Genomic DNA, 16,218 nt, shown 5'->3' with positions numbered 1-16,218 from the left:
CGGCGGCGCTGGCGGTGCCGGACGGCGCCACCGTACACCGTGCGTGTGCCGGGAGGCGGGACACTGTGACGATGGCGGGCCGTCGGCCGAGGCGCCACCCGGCCGTTTTCCTGCGGATTTCCGCGTCCGGCTGTCCCGGATCGGACACCGGCGGGGCGGGGTGGGCCGGGTCAGGGGCAGCCGGGGCGGGTCAGGAGTAGCCGGGCCAGGCCGCCGGCGGGGCGGCGGGCGGCGGGTCCCCGACCAGCTCGGCCAGGCGGGCGAGCCGGCGGCGGCCGGTGATCCGGTACGCCGGGCCGCCGTCGGCCGGCCCCAGGAGGGCCCCGGACAGGCCGACCGCGGCGAGCGCCCCGCCGACCGGCTCCCAGCACTCCTCGTCGGCCACGCCGAGCCGGAGCAGGTAGCCGGGCGGCTCGGCCACCCCCGCCGCGGCGAGCCAGAGCCGCAGCCGCCGGCCGTTGAGGTGGAACCCGGCGGGCGGACGCTTGCCGGAGCCGCGCAGCCAGGCCACCGCGAGCGGCTTCAATGTGCGGGCGTACGAGGTGCGCACCGCGTGCCGCCCGTCGGCGGTCGCCTCCCAGGTGGCCGCCACCCCGCGCAGCGCCAGCTCGGCGACGAGCACGTGCACGCGCCAGGCGGCGTCCACCACCACGGAGAGGCGGGCCGTCCCGCCCATCCGGACCACCTCGCCCGGACCGGCGAGCAGCCCGGCGAGGTCCGCGAGGGACGGGTCCGCCGCCTCGGCGGCGAAGAACGGCAGTTGCCGGGCGGAGTCGTCGACGTCGCCCGGCGGGGGCGGGGCGGCCCGGCGGGGCGCCGGCGCCACCCGGTCCGGCTCGGGCGCCGGGAACAGCGCGGGCGGCGTCCGGCCGTCCGACTCACCGGTCCCGCTCAGCGACACTCCGGCACCTCGTCGAAGGCCCGTTTCAACTCCTCCGAGTTGAGCCGGCTGGTGTCGAGCGCGCTGGCGTCGTACTCCTTGTTCAGGGTGTCCACGGCGGCGCGGACGCCGTCGTAGAAGGCGGCGGGCTGGCCGGTGCTCAGCCCGTCGATGCTGTCGCGGGCCCGGCCGTACGCGTCGCGCATCTTCTCCAGGGACGCGCGGAAGCCGGCGGAGACCTCCGCACCGTGCTCGGCCTCCGGGATGCCGGCCTGCTCGACCTTGCGCCGGGCGGTCTCGCTGGCCTGCTCCGCGCCGCCGAAGAGCCGCACCAGGTTCTCCTTCGCCTGCGCCGGGGTGGTCTGGGCGGTCATCTGCTGGTCGGTGCTGCTGGTCAGCTTGCTGATCTCGGCCCGCCACGGGGTGAGCGCGGAGCAGACCGAGGCGGCCCACGCCTGTGGGCTGGGGCCGCCACCGCAGCCGGCGGCCACGAGGACGAGCGTGGCCAGGACCACCGTGAGCTTTCCGGCGGTTGTCGCCCGGCACGTGCGCATGCGAAGCAGCGTACGACCTGTGTCGAGCCGGGGCACCGGTCAGGTTTGCCGCGGCGGCACGGTCCCCGGCCGGCCACGCGGGCCGACCGGGGACCGGATGCCGGACGGATCAGGCGTTGACCGTCTCCGGTCGCTGGTCCGGGCTGCCCGTGCCGGTGCCGGCACCGGAGTCGGACATCGCCACGCCCTTGCGCTTGCTGAACACCACCGCCGCGACGACGATCAGCGTCGCCACCACGGCGATGCCGACCCGCAGGGCGGTGTTCTTCTCGTCGCCCACGCTCCAGGCCACCACGGCCGGCGCGATCAGCAGCGAGACCAGGTTCATCACCTTGATCAGCGGGTTGATCGCCGGGCCGGCGGTGTCCTTGAACGGGTCGCCGACGGTGTCGCCGATGACGGTCGCGGCGTGCGACTCGGAGCCCTTGCCGCCGTACGCGCCGTCCTCGACGAGCTTCTTCGCGTTGTCCCAGGCGCCGCCCGAGTTGGCCAGGAAGACCGCCATCAGCGTGCCGGCCCCGATCGCCCCGGCCAGGTACGCCGCGAGCGCGCCCGGCCCGAGGCCGAAGCCGACCGCGATCGGGGCGAGGATGGCGAGCAGGCCGGGGGTCATCAGCTCGCGCTGCGCGTCCCGGGTGCAGATGTCGACGACCTTGCCGTACTCGGGGCGCTGGGTGCGGTCCATGATCCCGGGCAGCTCGCGGAACTGCCGGCGGACCTCCATCACGACCGCGCCGGCCGAGCGGGAGACCGCGTTGATGGCCAGCCCGGAGAAGAGGAAGACCACCGCCGCGCCGATGATCAGGCCGACCAGGTTGCGCGGGTTCGCCACGTTCAGCGAGTTGAGGATCTCGGCGCCGACGTCGCCCACCCCCGCATCGGAGTACGCGGTGCGCAGCGTGTCGGTGTAGGAGCCGAAGAGCGCCGTCGCGGCGAGCACGGCCGTGGCGATCGCGATGCCCTTGGTGATCGCCTTGGTGGTGTTGCCGACCGCGTCCAGCTCGGTCAGCGTCCGGGCGCCGTGCTCGTCGATGTCGCCGGACATCTCCGCCACGCCCTGGGCGTTGTCGGAGATCGGGCCGAACGTGTCCATCGCGACGATCACACCGACCGTGGTGAGCAGGCCGGTGCCGGCCAGCGCCACGGCGAACAGCGAGAGCGTGATGGAGCTGCCGCCGAGCAGGAACGCGCCGAACACGCCGGCGCCGATCAGCAGCGCCGAGTAGACCGCCGACTCCAGGCCGACGCTGATGCCGGCGAGGATGACGGTGGCGGGGCCGGTCTGGGAGCTCTTGCCGATGTCCTGCACCGGGCGCCGGTCGGTCTCGGTGAAGTAGCCGGTCAGCGCCTGGATCGCGGCGGCCAGCACGATGCCGATGACGACCGCGCCGATGGCGACGACCCGCGGGTTCTCGTCGACGTCGGTGAGCCCGCCCTCCAGCTCGGCGAAGGTGGCCGGCAGGTACGCGTACGTGGCGACCGCGACCAGCACCGCGGACAGCAGCGCGGAGATGTAGAAGGCCCGGTTGATCGCGGTCAGGCCGCTGCGGTCCGAGGCGCGCAGCCGGGTGATGAAGACGCCGACGATCGCGATGAGCACGCCGATGGTGGAGATGATCAGCGGGAAGACCAGGCCCTGCTCGCCGAAGGCGGCGCGACCGAGGATCAGCGCGGCGACCAGGGTCACGGCGTACGACTCGAAGAGGTCGGCGGCCATGCCGGCGCAGTCGCCGACGTTGTCGCCCACGTTGTCGGCGATGGTGGCGGCGTTGCGCGGGTCGTCCTCGGGGATGCCCTGCTCGACCTTGCCGACCAGGTCGGCGCCCACGTCGGCGGCCTTGGTGAAGATGCCGCCGCCGACCCGCATGAACATGGCGAGCAGCGCGGCGCCGAAGCCGAAGCCCTCCAGCACGGTCGGCGCGTCGCCCCGGAAGAAGAGCACGACCAGCGCGGCGCCGAAGAGGCCGAGCCCGACGGTGAGGAAGCCGACGACGCCGCCGGTGCGGAAGGCGATCTTCATGGCGCCCTCGCGGCCACCCTGCCGTTCCCGGGCGGCGGCGGCGACCCGCAGGTTGGCCCGGGTGGCCAGCCACATGCCGGCGCCGCCGATGAACGCGCTGAACAACGCGCCGACGACGAAGAAGGCGGAGCGCCCGATCTTCACCGCCGTCTCGTTGCCGTCGGTGTCGTGCACCGGCAGCAGGAAGAGCAGCACCACGGCGATGACCACGAAGATCGCCAGGGTGCGGAACTGCCGGAGCAGGTAGGCCGAGGCGCCCTCCTGAACCGCGCCGGAGATCTCCTGCATGTTGGTGGTGCCCTTGCCGGCGGCCAGTACGGCTTTCGTCAGTGCGGCGGCGAAAGCGAGCGCCACCAGCGCGATCACCGCGGCGATGACGACGTACGTGACATTGTTTCCGGTGAGGGAGATCCCGCCGCCCTCGGCGGCCAAGGTGTCGGACATCTGTGTCCTCCTGTACCGAACGCTCGCGCCGGCCGGTGGAGACGCACCGACCCGGCGCCTGGATGCGGATTCGCAAGCGCGCCAACCCACCCCGGCGGACCAGCGATGACACGGTTCCCGCTGGTTGCGGGATGCGATCACTTGCTGACAACCCGCGTACTGTAGCCCTCCGCAGTGTCGGAGGTCACACCGAGGGGGCACCCTGTCTCGATGATCTTCGTCGCTGTGTTATGAGGAAAAATCTGATATAGGAGTCCGTCCATTACAAGGAGGCCGCGTCCCTTCGCGGGACGCGGCCTGACGGCGTGCGACGCCCTCTGCCGGAGGGCGGTGGAGGAGCGACGCGGCCCCTCGCCGGGGCCGGGGCGGATCAGCTTCGGCGACCCACGGGCCAGACCATCCGCACCTCGGTGCCGATGCCCTCGTCGACCGGGCGGACCTGGAGGTCCTCGACGAAGCCGGCGAGCAGCGCGAAGCCGACGCCGGTGGTGAGGTCGTCCTCGTTCAACGACTCGTTGGCGAGCTGGTCGGCGTCCAGCGCGGCCAGGCCGAGGCCGGCCTCGATCGGCGCGCGGTCGACGACCCGCACCGCGTACGCCCCGCTGTCGGACATCTCGACGAGCACCGGATCGGACACGCCGTACTGCCGGTGCAGGGCGACCGCGCGCGTGCACGCCTCGCCGATGGCGAGGCGCACCTCGTCGAGCAGGTCCTCGCGGACCCCGGCGCGCCGGGCGACCGCCACGCCGACCAGGCGCGCGGTGCGCACGTGCACCGGGGCCGGCGAGAAGGAGAGCCGGACCGTGGCCATCACGCGCCAGCGCCGGCCGGGTCCGCGCCGATCGCCGCGTCGACCGTGGGATGCAACGGGAAGACCTGGTCGAGCGCGGTGATCCGGAAGATCTTGAGCAGCGGCTCCTTGTCGCAGACCAGCGCGAACGAACCGCCGGCCGAGCGCAGCCGCTTGAGCGCGCCGACCAGCACGCCCAGGCCGGTGGAGTCGAGGAAGTCCACCCGGCCGAGGTCGACCACGACGTGGCGGGCCCCGCCGTCGATCAGTTCGAGGAGCCGTTCCCGCAGCCGGGGGGCGGTGTAGACGTCCACCTCACCGCCGACCTCAAGCACTGTGTGCTCGCCCACGGTGCGGGTCGCCAGCGACAGCTCCATCGGTCCTCCCTCGCAAGAGCCGTAAACTCTCCTGGGCATCTAACCATCCCCGCCGGATACGGCTCTGCTCACCGGCGAAGGGATCCCCATACCCCGCTTTTCATCCCGAACACCAGTGCGAGAGTGCAGGACGTGACCTCCGACAGCTTCAGCTCGGCGCGTCTGACGCCGCGCGACGACCTGAAGCCGTCGTCCGCAGCCACCGTATCCGCGGGCGCCAGCCCCGGGCGATCGCCGGCCGACCTGCTGGGCCGGCTGCGGGCCCGCAACGGCGTCGATCCGGTCACCCACGTCGAACGGGTCCCGGCCCGGGCCGGCGAGCCCGCCCCGTGGCCCGGCTGGGCGCCGGAGGAGCTGCGCGCGGCGTTCGCCCGGCGCGGCGTGGTCGCGCCCTGGCGGCATCAGGCCGAGGCCGCCACCCTGGCGTACGACGGCCAGCACGTGGTGGTCGCCACCGGCACCGCGTCCGGCAAGTCCCTGGCCTACCAGCTCCCCGCGCTGGCCACCCTGCTCGCCGACCCCCGGGCCACCGTGCTCTACCTGGCGCCGACGAAGGCGCTCGCCGCCGACCAGTTGCGCGCCGTCGCCGCGCTGGAGCTGGAGGGTGTACGCCCCGCCTGCTACGACGGCGACACCCCGCGCGCCGAGCGGGAGTGGATCCGGCGGCACTCGCGGTTCGTGCTGACCAACCCGGACATGCTGCACCACGGCATCCTGCCCGGCCACGCCCAGTGGTCCGGGTTCCTGCGCCGGCTCGCGTACGTGGTGATCGACGAGTGCCACACCTACCGGGGAGTCTTCGGCTCGCACGTCGCGCACGTACTGCGCCGGCTGCGTAGGCAGTGCGCCCGGTTTGGGCGTACCCCCGTCTTCGTGCTGGCCTCGGCGACCTCCGGTGACCCGGCGGCGGCGGCCGGTCGGCTCACCGGGCTGCCCGTCGCCGCCGTCACGGAGGACACCTCGCCGCGCGGCGGGGTGACCTTCGCGCTCTGGGAGCCGCCGCTGCTGCCGCCGGACTCCCACGCGGACCAGCAGGCGGACCTCACCCAGGTCCGCCGGTCGGCGCTGCGGGAGACGGCCGACCTGCTCGCCGACACGGTCGCCGAGGGGGTACGCACACTGGCCTTCGTGCGCTCCCGGCGCGGCGCCGAGGTGGTCGCCGCGAACGCCCGCCGCGCCCTCGACGAGGCGGTGCCCGGCCTCGGCGGCCGGGTGGCCGCCTACCGGGCCGGCTACCTGCGCGAGGAGCGACGCGAGCTGGAACGCGCGCTGCTGCACGGCGACCTGCTCGGGCTGGCCTCGACCAACGCGCTGGAGCTGGGCGTCGACCTGATCGGGCTCGACGCGGTGCTGATCTGCGGTTACCCGGGCACGCGGGCATCGCTGTGGCAGCAGGCCGGCCGGGCCGGGCGCTCCGGGCAGGAGGCGCTCGCCGTGCTGGTCGCCCGGGACGACCCGCTCGACACCTATCTGGTGCACCACCCGGAGGCGCTGTTCGGCCGGCCGGTGGAGGTGACCGTGCTCGACCCCGCCAACCCGTACGTGCTGGCCCCGCAGCTCGCCTGCGCGGCGGTCGAGGCGCCGCTGACCCCGGCCGACCTTGAACTCTTCGGCGACGGGGCCAAGGAGGCGGTGGACCAGCTCGTGGCGGCGGGGGCGCTGCGACAGCGGCCGACCGGCTGGTACTGGCGGCACCGGGAACGGCCGGAGGTGGACCTGCGCGGCGAGGGCGGCGCGCCGGTCTGCGTGGTGGAGGCGGCGACCGGGCGGCTGCTCGGCACCGTCGACGGCGGCTCGTCGCACTTCCTGCTCCACCCCGGCGCGGTCTACCTGCACCAGGGCGTCTCGTACGTGGTCGACTCGCTCGACCTGGCCGACGGGTGCGCGCTGGTGCACCCCGAGGAGCCGGACTGGTCCACCCACGCCCGGGACGTCACGTCGCTGTCGGTGGTGTCGGTCCGCTCGTACGTGGACGCCGGGCCCGTCGGCCTCTTCCTCGGCGAGGTCGACGTGACCAGCCAGGTGGTGTCGTACCAGCGACGACGGATCGCCTCCGGCGAGGTCATCGACACCCGCCCGCTGGACCTACCGGCCCGGGAGCTGCGCACCGTGGCGGTCTGGTTCACCCTGTCGCCGCAGTCTCTGGCGGCCGCCGGCGTGGAGCCGGCAGACGTGCCGGGCGCGCTGCACGCCGCCGAGCACGCCGCGATCGGGCTGCTGCCGCTCACCGCCACCTGCGACCGCTGGGACATCGGCGGGCTCTCCACCGCCGTGCACCCGGACACCGAGGCGCCGACCGTCTTCGTCTACGACGGGCACCCCGGCGGGGCGGGGTTCGCGGAGCGCGCGTACGGCACGGCCGCGGCCTGGCTGCGGGCCACCCGGGACGCGATCGCGGAGTGCGGCTGCGAGGCGGGCTGCCCGTCCTGCGTGCAGTCCCCGAAGTGCGGCAACGGCAACAACCCGCTCTCGAAGCCGGACGCGGTGAAGGTGCTGGACGTGGTGCTCGCCAACCTGCCCGACGGCGTACCGGCGCCCCGCCGGTCCGGGGATGCCGGTGGCACCCCGGATCATCGCGCCGCTGCTCCGGGTGACGCTGCCGTCCGGGACTGACCAGCCCATCGCGCGCTGCCGTCCCACGCGGGGGCGGATTCCGGCGAGCGCGTTCCGGCGGCGGCTTCGGGCGGTGGGCTCCGGCGGCGGGCTCCGGCGGCGGGCCTGGCGACGCGATCTGGCGGTGGCTTCGGGTGGGCCCGGGTGGCGGGCTCCGGCGGCGGGCCCGGCGATGCGATCTGGCGGTGGCTTCGGGTGGGCCCGGGTGGCGGGCTCCGGCGGTGGGTTCGGGGTGGCGAAGGCGCGGGTGACGACGGGGGCCGCTCGCTACCTGAGGGCCGGCGGGACGGTTGAGCCTGTGCGACACTCCGGCCCACCCCTCGAAGGAGATCCCATGCAGCCCGACACCTTGCAGTCCCAGCAGCAGTTCCACATCCGGCAGCGGATCCGGATGATGGTCAACCAGTACGAGGTCCACGCCGTCGCACCGGACGGCTCCGAAGGCGGGATGCTGGCGTTCGCCCAGCAGAAGCGGCTCGCCTTCAAGGAGCAGGTGACGATCTACACCGACGACTCGAAGCAGCAGCCGCTGCTCGGCTTCAAGGCCCGCCAGCGCCTCGACATCGGCGCCACGTACGACGTGACCGACCACGCCGGCAACCCGATCGGCCTGTTCCGCAAGGACTTCGCCCAGTCGCTGCTCCGCTCCACGTGGCACGTGGAGCAGGCCGGGCTGCCGCAGATCACCGGCCAGGAACGCAGCATGCCGGTGGCGCTGCTGCGGCGCTTCGTCGACTCGCTGTCCTGGCTGCCGTACCACTTCGACTTCGTCGCCGACGGCCAGCCCGTCTTCTCGGTGATCAAGCAGTGGGGCCTGCGCGACCGGTACGTCGTCCAGGTGCAGCACCCGCAGATCGACCGTCGAATCGTGATCGCGATGGCCGTCGCCCTCGACGCCCTCCAGGCACGCTGACCCGCCGGGCCCGGGTACGCCTGGCGGCGCTCGACGGCGACGTGAGGTGCCGGATCACGGCGACGTGAGGTGCCGGATCACGGCGACGTGAGGTGCCGGATCACGGCGGCGTGAGGCGGCGTTTCCGCCACCCGGCCCGGCTCCTTGCCGACCTGGCCGGGGCGACCTGGCCTCTGACCAATCCCTCTCCTGGTCAGCTCCCCTCCTCGTCAGCCCGGACCGGTCCGGCGCGGGCGGTCGCCGTGGCGGCCCGCGCCAGGCCGGGCATCGGGGTGACGGCCACCTCCGCGGTCACCAGGAGGTCGAGGCCGTCGAGCCGGCAGTTCAGCAGTGAGCCGCCGTTGGCGGCGGCGATCTCGGCTGCCCGACCGCACGCCGCCGTTTCGCCACGGAGGGCCTGCCCGGCACCGGCGAGCGCGCCGAAGTCCGCCGCGACCCGGGCCCGCTGCCGGGCGGTCTGGGCGGCACCGACGGCCGCCCCGAACAGGCCGACCAGGACGAACACCAGCCCGACCGCGAGCAGGCAGACGCTCGCTCCGCCACGCTCCCCGCCGGTTCCTCCGGGACGAGGCACTGACGAGCCGGTCACGGTCGGGACGCCGGGACGCCGGGTTCCACCGCCGCGACCGCGGTCGCGGTCACGGTGATCCTGGGCAGCCGCGTGCCGAGTGCGCGTACGGGCCCTCGGACGGTGGCGGTGACCCGCTGGCCGTCGACCGTGACCGTGACCTCGGCGCCCGCCGGGGCCGCCCGGCCGGCGGCGGCCACCCCGTCCTCGCCCCGGGAGGCGGCGAGCGCCGCCTCCCGGGCCGCGTGCAGGCAGCCCGCCCTCGTACCGACGGCGTTCACCGCGGTCAGCCCGGTGAGCAGGAGCAGCAGGAGCGCCGGCAGGCCGGCCGCCAGTTCGGCGGTGAAGGAACCCCGGTCGCGGCCGGCCGACCGGCGCCAGCTCACTTGAGCGCCCGGTCGATGACGGCGGTCAACGCGGACTGCACGTTGCCGGAGGTCAGCACCTTCAGCAGGATCCCGGCGAAGGCGACGGCGGCGAGCGTGCCGACGGCGTACTCGGCTGTGTTCATCCCGGCGTCCCCGTGCAGACGGGCGAGAAGTTTGCGCATGTGTGCGTGTCCTTTCTGGAGGGTTGGTCAGAGCACGTCGCCGAGAACGGCGACGATCACCGGCACCAGGCCGGCGAGAATGAAGGCCGGCAGGAAGCAGAGCCCCAGCGGCAGCACGATGAGGACGCCGGCGCGGCGGGCGGCCGCCTCGGCAGCCGTGGACCGGTCGGCGCGCAGGTCGTCGGCGAGCCGGGTCAGCGCGCCGGCCAGCGCCCCGCCGCTGTTCGAGGAGCGGCGGACGGCCGCCGTCAGCCGCTCGGCGCCCGGCACCGACGCGAGCGGCTCCCATGCCTCCTCGGGGCCGCCGCCGAGCCGCAGCAACCGGCCCACCCGGGCGAGCCGGTCGGCGAGGGGCCCGTCGAGCGCGTCCGCCACCGCCAGGACGGACCTGTCCACCGGCGCCCCCGCCCGCATCGCCGCCGCGAGCAGGTCGGCGGCGAGCGGGAGGTCGGCGGCCTCCCGCAGCCGCCGCCTGCGTACGGCCGGCGGCTCGATCCGGCGCAGCAGACGGTCGAGCAGCAGCGCCGCCGGCGCGGCTGTCAGCAACCCGGGCCAGCCGCCGACCACGACGGCCACGGCCAGACCACCCAGCCCGGCGGCGAGCCGGATCGCATCTGGCCGGCGCCGGGACCGCGCACCCTCCGGCGCCTCGTCGCCGGTCCCGGGCGCCACCGGTCGGTGAACCGAGCCGGCCGGACGTACTCCCGGCGGCGCCCCGCGCAGGGCACGCAGGCGGCGCAGCGGCCGCCGGCCGGCGAGGAACGCGACGGCGAGCAGGGCCACCGCCGCCAGGCAGCCCGCGACCAGCACCGCCCGGGGCATCAGCCCGCCCGCCCCGGTGTCGCGCCGAGCCGCTCGGCCCAGAACAGGCCCGCGACCTGGAGGGCGACGGCGGCGACCGCGCACGCACCGCCGACGGGGGTGTGCAGCAGCACCGCCACGGGGTCGACGCCGATGCCGTAGCCGAGCCCGATGCCGCCGAGCGGCAGAGCGGCGAGCAGCACCGCGGTGGCGCGCGCCCCGGCCGCCTGGGCCTCCGCCGCGGCCAGTCCCCGGTCGCTGGAACGGGCGTCGGCCTCGATGCGCTCCAGCAGCTCGGCCAACGGCGCGCCCGTCCGGTCGGCGAGGCGTACGGCCGCCCGCGCCAGCCGCTCCAGCCGGTCCGGGCCGTTGCCGGCGGGTCGCCGGGGCGGCTTGATCAGCGTGTCCGCTCCGACGTCGAAGGCCCGCCCGTCGCCGGGCGCCGCGCCCTCCCGACCGATCCAGGCGGCGATTCCGGGCCGTCCGAGGGTGAGCTGTTCGGCGGCGACCGGCACCGGCAGGCCGGCCCGCAGATCGGCGGCCAGCCCGCAGAGTTCGTCCAGCCGACGTCGCCGGGCCCGGTCCGCCAGCTGGCCGGACTGCCGTCGGAGCAGCGCGCGGGCGGCCAGCGTGCCGTAGGCGCCGACGGCCACCGCCGCCACCGGCCCGGCCAGCAGCAGTCCGGCCGCGACGCCGGCCAGCCCCACCAGCAGCAGCGTGCGCCTCGGTGACGTGGTCAACACGCCCGACCAGTCTCGCCGCCCCGCACCGGCAGGACGGGCCGCCCGAACGTCGGGTCGACGGGTGGGTGCAGCGGTCGGGGCCGGCGCGCCGACGGGACGTCGCGCGTCCCGCCGGGTGGGTGGTCGGGCGGGTCCCGGCGGTCGGGACGGGCCGGGGTGACCACCGGCGGGCCACGGCCAGGACGGCCGGTCCGCGACGTCCCGCGGCGGCCACTGCGCCGCGCCGCCCGGTCCGCGCCCGCTCGGAGGCACCCGGCGGACCGAGGCGGCCTGGGCCACGGCCGGCAGGCGCGCCGGCGCGGTCACCTCGGACATCTCACCCGGCTGCCGGCCGGTCGGCACCGCCACAGCGGCCGGGCCGGGAAACGTCTCGGCGGGACGGTCCGGCGGGGCGGGGCGGAGATCCGGCTCCGACGCCCGGCGCAGCTCGGTGATCCAGTCGACGAGCGGATCGTCCGCCCCGGCCGACGCGTTCCCTTGTGCCTCGCTCACGAGGGTGCGCCGCCTGCTCCGAAGGCCGCCCAGCAGATTGGCCACGACGACCGCCGACGCGATCGCCAGCAGCGCCACCAGCGCGTACGGGGCGCTCACTTCGGGCCCGCCGATCCGGGCCACGGCTCGCTGAGGATCGGCGGCACCGGCACGCCGCGCTCCCGCAGCAGCGCTCCGAGCGCGCGGGCGGCGAGACCGAGGCCGCGCCCGCGTACCCAGGCGGGAACCGCGGCGACCAGGCGGTCCGGGCCCTCGGGCAGGAGCAGGCACACCGACTCCAGCACCCGCCCCTGTTCGCCCCGGCGCACCTGGAGCAGCACCTGGAGCGCGGCGGCCACCTGGGCGTGGAGCGCGGGGCGGGGCAGCCCACCGAGCATCCCGAGCGCCTCCAGCCGGGCCGGCACGTCGGAGGGGGCGTTGGCATGCAGGGTGCCGGCACCGCCGTCGTGACCGGTGTTCAGGGCGGCGAGCAGGTCGACCACCTCCCCGCCCCGGCACTCGCCGACGACCAGCCGATCGGGCCGCATCCGCAGTGCCTGCCGGACCAGGTCGGTCAGCCCGACCGCGCCGGAGCCCTCCACGTTGGCAGTTCTGGCCTGCAACCCGACGACGTGCGGGTGCCGGGGGTGCAGCTCGGCCGCGTCCTCCACCAGCACGATCCGCTCGGTCGACGGCACCAGCCCGAGCAGCGTGTTCAGCAGAGTCGTCTTGCCCGAGCCGGTGCCGCCGGTCACCAGGTACGCCAGCCGGGCCGCCACCACGGCGGAGAGCACCGGCGCCATCGGCCGGGGCACCGTCCCCTGGCGTACCAACTCGTCGAGGGTGAACGGCCGCTGCCGGAACGTCCGCAGGGACAGGTAGGGACCGTCGGTCGCCACCGGCGGCAGCACGGCGTGCAGCCGGGTGCCGTCGGGGAGCCGGGCGTCCGCGTACGGCGAGCCGTCGTCGAGCCGCCGGCCGGCGCTGGCGGTGAGCCGCTGGGCGAGCCGGCGAACGTCGTCGACCGTGCCGATCGGCACCGCGACCTGGTGCAGGCCCTGCCCCCGGTCCACCCAGACCCGGACGCCGTTGACCAGCACGTCGGTGACCTCCGGGTCGGCCAGCAGCGGCGCGAGCGGACCGGCACCCACCAAGTCGTCGTGCACCCGGTCGGCTATCCGCAGCAGGGCGGTGTCGCCCAGCACGGCGGCGGTGGGTTCCGCGCGTACGGCGGACACGATCGCGGCGGGGGTGACCGGGGTCGCCGCGGCCGCGATCCGCTGCCGCACCCGGGAGGCGAGGGTGTCGCCCTCGGACGGTCCGGTCATGCCGCATCCGCCGTGGGCGTGCCGGTCAGGTCGGCGACGATGCGCTGGCAGAGGGCCGCCAGCGGCCCCCGGCCGTGGGCGGCCGGTGCCTCGCCCCGCTCCAGGCCACGGGCCAACGCCGGCTCCGGCCGCAGCGTGCCGGCGAGCGGCAGCCCGAGCGCGCGGGCCACCTCGGCGGCCCCGAGCCGGCCCGGTGCCGGACCGCGCACGATCACCGACATCGCGGCGCAGTGCGGTGCGGCGGCCGCCACCACCCGGGCGGCCGCGGCGGTGGCCCGCAGTTCGGCCGGTACGACGACGAACACGTGGTCGGCCGCCTGGAGTGCGGTGACGGCCGCGTCGTCCAGTTGCCGGGGCAGGTCCACCACCACGAAGTCCCGGCCCCGCCGGGCGGCGTCGACCGTGGCCGCCATCGCCTGGGCGGGCAGGGCGAGCAGGTCGCCCCGGTCCCAGGAGAGCACCACCAGGTCGCCCCGGCTCGGCAGGGCCCGCACCAGCGCCGGCGCGTCCACCCGGCCGTCGGCGTCGGTCAGCGCCGGCCAGCGCAGCCCCTCCAACTGCTCCCAACCCAGCACCAGGTCGAGCCCACCGCCGAGCGGATCGGCGTCGACGAGCAGAGTGCGCAGCCGGGCACGGGCGGCCGTGACCGCGAGCCCGCCGGCCAGGATGCTCGCCCCGGCGCCGCCACGCCCGCCCAGCACGGCGGTGATCCGGGCTACGCCCCGATCGGCGCCCTCCGGCCCGCACTCGGCGAACCGGTCCACCAGCCACGGCTCGGCGGCCGGCAGGACGGCCACGTGCTCGGCGCCGATCAGCTCGGCGACCTGGAAGCCGGGATCGGGCTCCCCGGACCGGCCGACCAGCACCATCCGTGGCCGCTGCGGCAGCCGCGCCCGCAGACACGGCTGGGCCTGGTCGGCGCCGACCAGCACGAGCGGGGCGGGCAGCCAGCGGGTCCGGGCCGCCGCCGGGTCGGCGGCGAGCTCCACCTCGACGCCGCCCGCTGCGGCGAGCCGGAGCAGGTCGTCGAGCAGGTCGCCGTCCGAGGTGACGAGCAGCGGCAGTCGCCGGTGCGGCGGGACGGAGGTACGGGGTGGCATCGCGGCCTCCAGCGGTCGGGCTCCGGGGTTGCTGACCCGAGACCCTGCCCCCGATCCGCCACCGGACGCCGCCCCACGGCGCCAGCCTGTGGACAACTTCGGCGCCTGTGGACAGCGCCCACCGCGCGAATCGATCTGCTATGTCCGTCGCCCCCCGGCACGGCCCCTGTCGTACGTCGCCGGCACGATCCGCCACCTGACCGACGGACTCGTGGAGCTTCTCGGCCGGGCGCGGTGGCGGGCCGACGCCGACCGCCCGAACCGACCGCGCCGCTGCACGACGCCCTGCCAGGGCTGGTCACCGCCGTGCAGGCGGTCGACGACGCGCCCCGCTTCCACCTCGACCCCGAGACCGACGACGTGGTGGCGGAGACCGCCCGGCTGCTCGCCCTCGGCGCCACCCGGGTCGCACGGTGGCGGGAGTGCCGCGTGTTGGCGGCAGCGGAGAGCCCGTGCACGGCGGCGCGACATCGGAAGCCGCGCCGCCGACGAACCCCTGGTCCTTCGCCGGAGACCGTCCGCGCCGGTCAGTCGATGACCAGGTCGAGGGCGGCGATCTGGTCCGGGTCGGCGATCACCTCGACGCTGGCGATCCGATCGGTGACCACGAAGCTGATCACGATGCGGGTACGGCCGCTGACGACCACCACCGCGCCCGGCGCGCCGTCGACGAACGCCGGCACGGCGGCCTGCGCCCGCCCGGAGAAGAAGGCGGCCACGGCGGACGAGCCGCGTGCCTCGCCCGTTCCGCCCATCTTGACGGCCGTGGCGTCGGAGCGCAGGACGACGTGCGGGTCGAGGAGGCTGAGCAGGTCGTCGAAGCGCCCCTCCCGGGACGCGGCCAGGAACGCCTCGACGACCCCACGCTGCCGAATCCGGTCCGTCTCCGGCGTCGGGGGCCCGCTCTGCACACGACGGCGGGCCCGGCTGGCGATCTGCCGTACGGCGGCCGGGCTGCGGTCGACGACGGGGGCGAGTTCGTCGAAGGACACCGCGAACATGTCATGCAGCACGAAGACCAGCCGTTCGGTGGGACCGAGGGTCCGCAGCACCACGTCCAGCGCCCGTCCGACCGACTCGGTGAGCAGCGCCTCCCGCTCGGGATCGACCTCGACGGACCCGGCCGTGGCCGGATCGTCCTCGGCGACGTCGGCGGGCTGCTCGTGGCGGGCCGTGCTCGACCCCAGCCGATCGAGGCAGACCCGCCCGAGGGTGGTGGTGAGCCACCCTGGCAGGTTGTCGATGCCGTCGACGTCGGCGCGGCTGAGCCGCAGCCACGTGTCCTGGACCGCGTCGTCGGCCTCGGCCCCGGAGCCGAGCATCCGCTGGGCCACGGACCGCAGGCGGGGACGCTGCTCCTCGAAGCGCAGAGCCAGCAGATCGGTGTCGCTCATGGCATCGCAATCCTGGCCGACGTCCAGCCTCCACGTGACCGCAGTCACATCTGTCACGCCGGCCGTCCCGCTGCCGACATCAGGGTGACGGACGAGAACGCTGCGGCGAGAAACGCCAGCGAGCGTAACAGGAAGGACAGGACCAGATGACCATGCAGGCCCGCATCCAGAACCCCGCGATGCTGCTCCCCGACGCGGCGAAGGCAATCAACCTGCTCTACAAGGCGGCGCACTCCGCCGGTGTCCCCACCAGCACGCTGGAGTTGGTCCACCTGCGGGCCAGCCAGATCAACGGATGCAGCGCGTGCGTCGACTCCGGCGCGCGCAGCGCACGGAAGGCCGGAGAGACCGAGGAGAGGCTCTTCGCGCTGGCCGCATGGCGGGAGACGCCGTACTTCACCACAGCGGAGCGGGCCGCGCTCGCGCTCGCCGAGGCCGCGACCCGGCTCGCCGACCGGGCCGACGCGGTGCCCGACGAGGTCTGGGACGAGGCCACCCGGCACTTCGACGAGAAGGAACTGTCCGCGCTGGTGCTCTGGATCGCCACCACCAACTTCTTCAACCGGTTGAACGTCACTACCCGACAGCCCGCGCCGCAGATCTGGGGCTGAGCGGGCGCCGACAGCGGCGAGGGGGCGGAGGCGCCCCCGCCGCGGCGCCACCGAAGTTCGA

General features: G+C 75.3%; 16 protein-coding genes and 1 pseudogene. 4 read left to right on the top strand and 13 right to left on the bottom strand.

Annotated features, from left to right (window positions below; genetic code table 11):
• Positions 1-190: 190 nt before the first annotated feature.
• The 5 genes from ABZ793_RS05935 to ABZ793_RS05915 all read right to left on the bottom strand — a co-directional run bounded on the left by ABZ793_RS05935 (position 191) and on the right by ABZ793_RS05915 (position 5,065).
• Positions 191-895 (bottom strand): hypothetical protein, encoded by a 705-nt coding sequence (locus ABZ793_RS05935; protein ID WP_357453163.1) that lies wholly within the window; start codon positions 893-895, stop codon positions 191-193.
• Positions 892-1,434, bottom strand: a complete 543-nt coding sequence (locus ABZ793_RS05930) for a hypothetical protein (RefSeq protein WP_357452556.1) — start codon at positions 1,432-1,434, stop codon at positions 892-894. The genes ABZ793_RS05935 and ABZ793_RS05930 overlap by 4 nt, the downstream gene beginning before the upstream one ends.
• 109 nt (positions 1,435-1,543) lie before the next feature.
• On the bottom strand, positions 1,544-3,898 hold the full coding sequence (locus ABZ793_RS05925) for a sodium-translocating pyrophosphatase (RefSeq protein ID WP_350701813.1): 2,355 nt from the start codon (positions 3,896-3,898) through the stop codon (positions 1,544-1,546).
• A gap of 370 nt (positions 3,899-4,268) precedes the next feature.
• A complete protein-coding gene (locus tag ABZ793_RS05920) occupies positions 4,269-4,709 on the bottom strand; it encodes an ATP-binding protein (protein ID WP_357452553.1) in 441 nt (146 codons plus the stop codon).
• Positions 4,709-5,065: an STAS domain-containing protein gene (locus ABZ793_RS05915; protein WP_282263055.1), complete on the bottom strand. Its 357-nt coding sequence runs from the start codon at positions 5,063-5,065 to the stop codon at positions 4,709-4,711. Before ABZ793_RS05915 ends, ABZ793_RS05920 begins: the two co-directional genes overlap by 1 nt.
• A gap of 162 nt (positions 5,066-5,227) precedes the next feature.
• On the opposite strand from ABZ793_RS05915, the gene ABZ793_RS05910 reads away from it, so the two are divergent.
• Together ABZ793_RS05910 and ABZ793_RS05905 are read left to right on the top strand one after the other, a co-directional pair.
• The gene (locus ABZ793_RS05910; protein ID WP_357453160.1) at positions 5,228-7,678 is read left to right on the top strand and encodes a DEAD/DEAH box helicase; all 2,451 of its coding nucleotides are present in this window, start codon (positions 5,228-5,230) and stop codon (positions 7,676-7,678) included.
• A 334-nt stretch (positions 7,679-8,012) separates the two neighbouring features.
• Positions 8,013-8,591 carry a hypothetical protein gene (locus ABZ793_RS05905; protein WP_357452548.1) on the top strand — a complete coding sequence of 193 codons (579 nt, stop codon included), beginning with the start codon at positions 8,013-8,015 and terminating at the stop codon, positions 8,589-8,591.
• A gap of 193 nt (positions 8,592-8,784) precedes the next feature.
• Here ABZ793_RS05905 and ABZ793_RS05900 read toward each other — a convergent pair whose 3' ends face one another.
• The 7 genes from ABZ793_RS05900 to ssd form a co-directional block, all read right to left on the bottom strand.
• Positions 8,785-9,180 carry an Rv3654c family TadE-like protein gene (locus ABZ793_RS05900; protein WP_357452545.1) on the bottom strand — a complete coding sequence of 132 codons (396 nt, stop codon included), beginning with the start codon at positions 9,178-9,180 and terminating at the stop codon, positions 8,785-8,787.
• Positions 9,177-9,545, bottom strand: coding sequence for a TadE family type IV pilus minor pilin (locus ABZ793_RS05895; RefSeq protein ID WP_357452542.1), 369 nt, complete (start codon positions 9,543-9,545; stop codon positions 9,177-9,179). Before ABZ793_RS05895 ends, ABZ793_RS05900 begins: the two co-directional genes overlap by 4 nt.
• Entirely contained in the window at positions 9,542-9,709 is a 168-nt protein-coding gene (locus ABZ793_RS05890) for a DUF4244 domain-containing protein (protein WP_357452539.1), read from the bottom strand. The genes ABZ793_RS05895 and ABZ793_RS05890 overlap by 4 nt, the downstream gene beginning before the upstream one ends.
• A gap of 27 nt (positions 9,710-9,736) precedes the next feature.
• Positions 9,737-10,531 (bottom strand): type II secretion system F family protein, encoded by a 795-nt coding sequence (locus tag ABZ793_RS05885; RefSeq protein WP_357452536.1) that lies wholly within the window; start codon positions 10,529-10,531, stop codon positions 9,737-9,739.
• Positions 10,531-11,568, bottom strand: a complete 1,038-nt coding sequence (locus ABZ793_RS05880) for a hypothetical protein (protein ID WP_357453157.1) — start codon at positions 11,566-11,568, stop codon at positions 10,531-10,533. The genes ABZ793_RS05885 and ABZ793_RS05880 overlap by 1 nt, the downstream gene beginning before the upstream one ends.
• A 272-nt stretch (positions 11,569-11,840) precedes the next feature.
• Positions 11,841-13,052 carry a TadA family conjugal transfer-associated ATPase gene (locus ABZ793_RS05875; RefSeq protein WP_357452533.1) on the bottom strand — a complete coding sequence of 404 codons (1,212 nt, stop codon included), beginning with the start codon at positions 13,050-13,052 and terminating at the stop codon, positions 11,841-11,843.
• Entirely contained in the window at positions 13,049-14,152 is a 1,104-nt protein-coding gene (gene ssd, locus ABZ793_RS05870) for a septum site-determining protein Ssd (RefSeq protein ID WP_357452530.1), read from the bottom strand. Before ssd ends, ABZ793_RS05875 begins: the two co-directional genes overlap by 4 nt.
• Here ssd and ABZ793_RS05865 point away from each other — a divergent pair.
• Positions 14,123-14,578: pseudogene (locus tag ABZ793_RS05865) on the top strand (VOC family protein); the annotation flags it as partial. The gene ssd and the pseudogene ABZ793_RS05865 sit on opposite strands and share 30 nt — an antisense overlap.
• A gap of 101 nt (positions 14,579-14,679) precedes the next feature.
• On the opposite strand, the gene ABZ793_RS05860 reads toward ABZ793_RS05865, so the two are convergent.
• Complete coding sequence (locus ABZ793_RS05860; protein ID WP_357452527.1) at positions 14,680-15,546, bottom strand: sigma-70 family RNA polymerase sigma factor; 867 nt, start codon at positions 15,544-15,546, stop codon at positions 14,680-14,682.
• A gap of 152 nt (positions 15,547-15,698) precedes the next feature.
• Between ABZ793_RS05860 and ABZ793_RS05855 the strand changes: the two genes are divergently transcribed.
• On the top strand, positions 15,699-16,157 hold the full coding sequence (locus ABZ793_RS05855) for a carboxymuconolactone decarboxylase family protein (RefSeq protein WP_357453154.1): 459 nt from the start codon (positions 15,699-15,701) through the stop codon (positions 16,155-16,157).
• Positions 16,158-16,218: the final 61 nt, after the last annotated feature.

This window comes from Micromonospora sp. NPDC047465, from assembly GCF_040643125.1.
GTDB lineage: Bacteria > Actinomycetota > Actinomycetes > Mycobacteriales > Micromonosporaceae > Micromonospora.
Note: the sequence above shows the minus strand (reverse complement) of the source record. Positions and strands in the feature narration are given on the sequence as shown.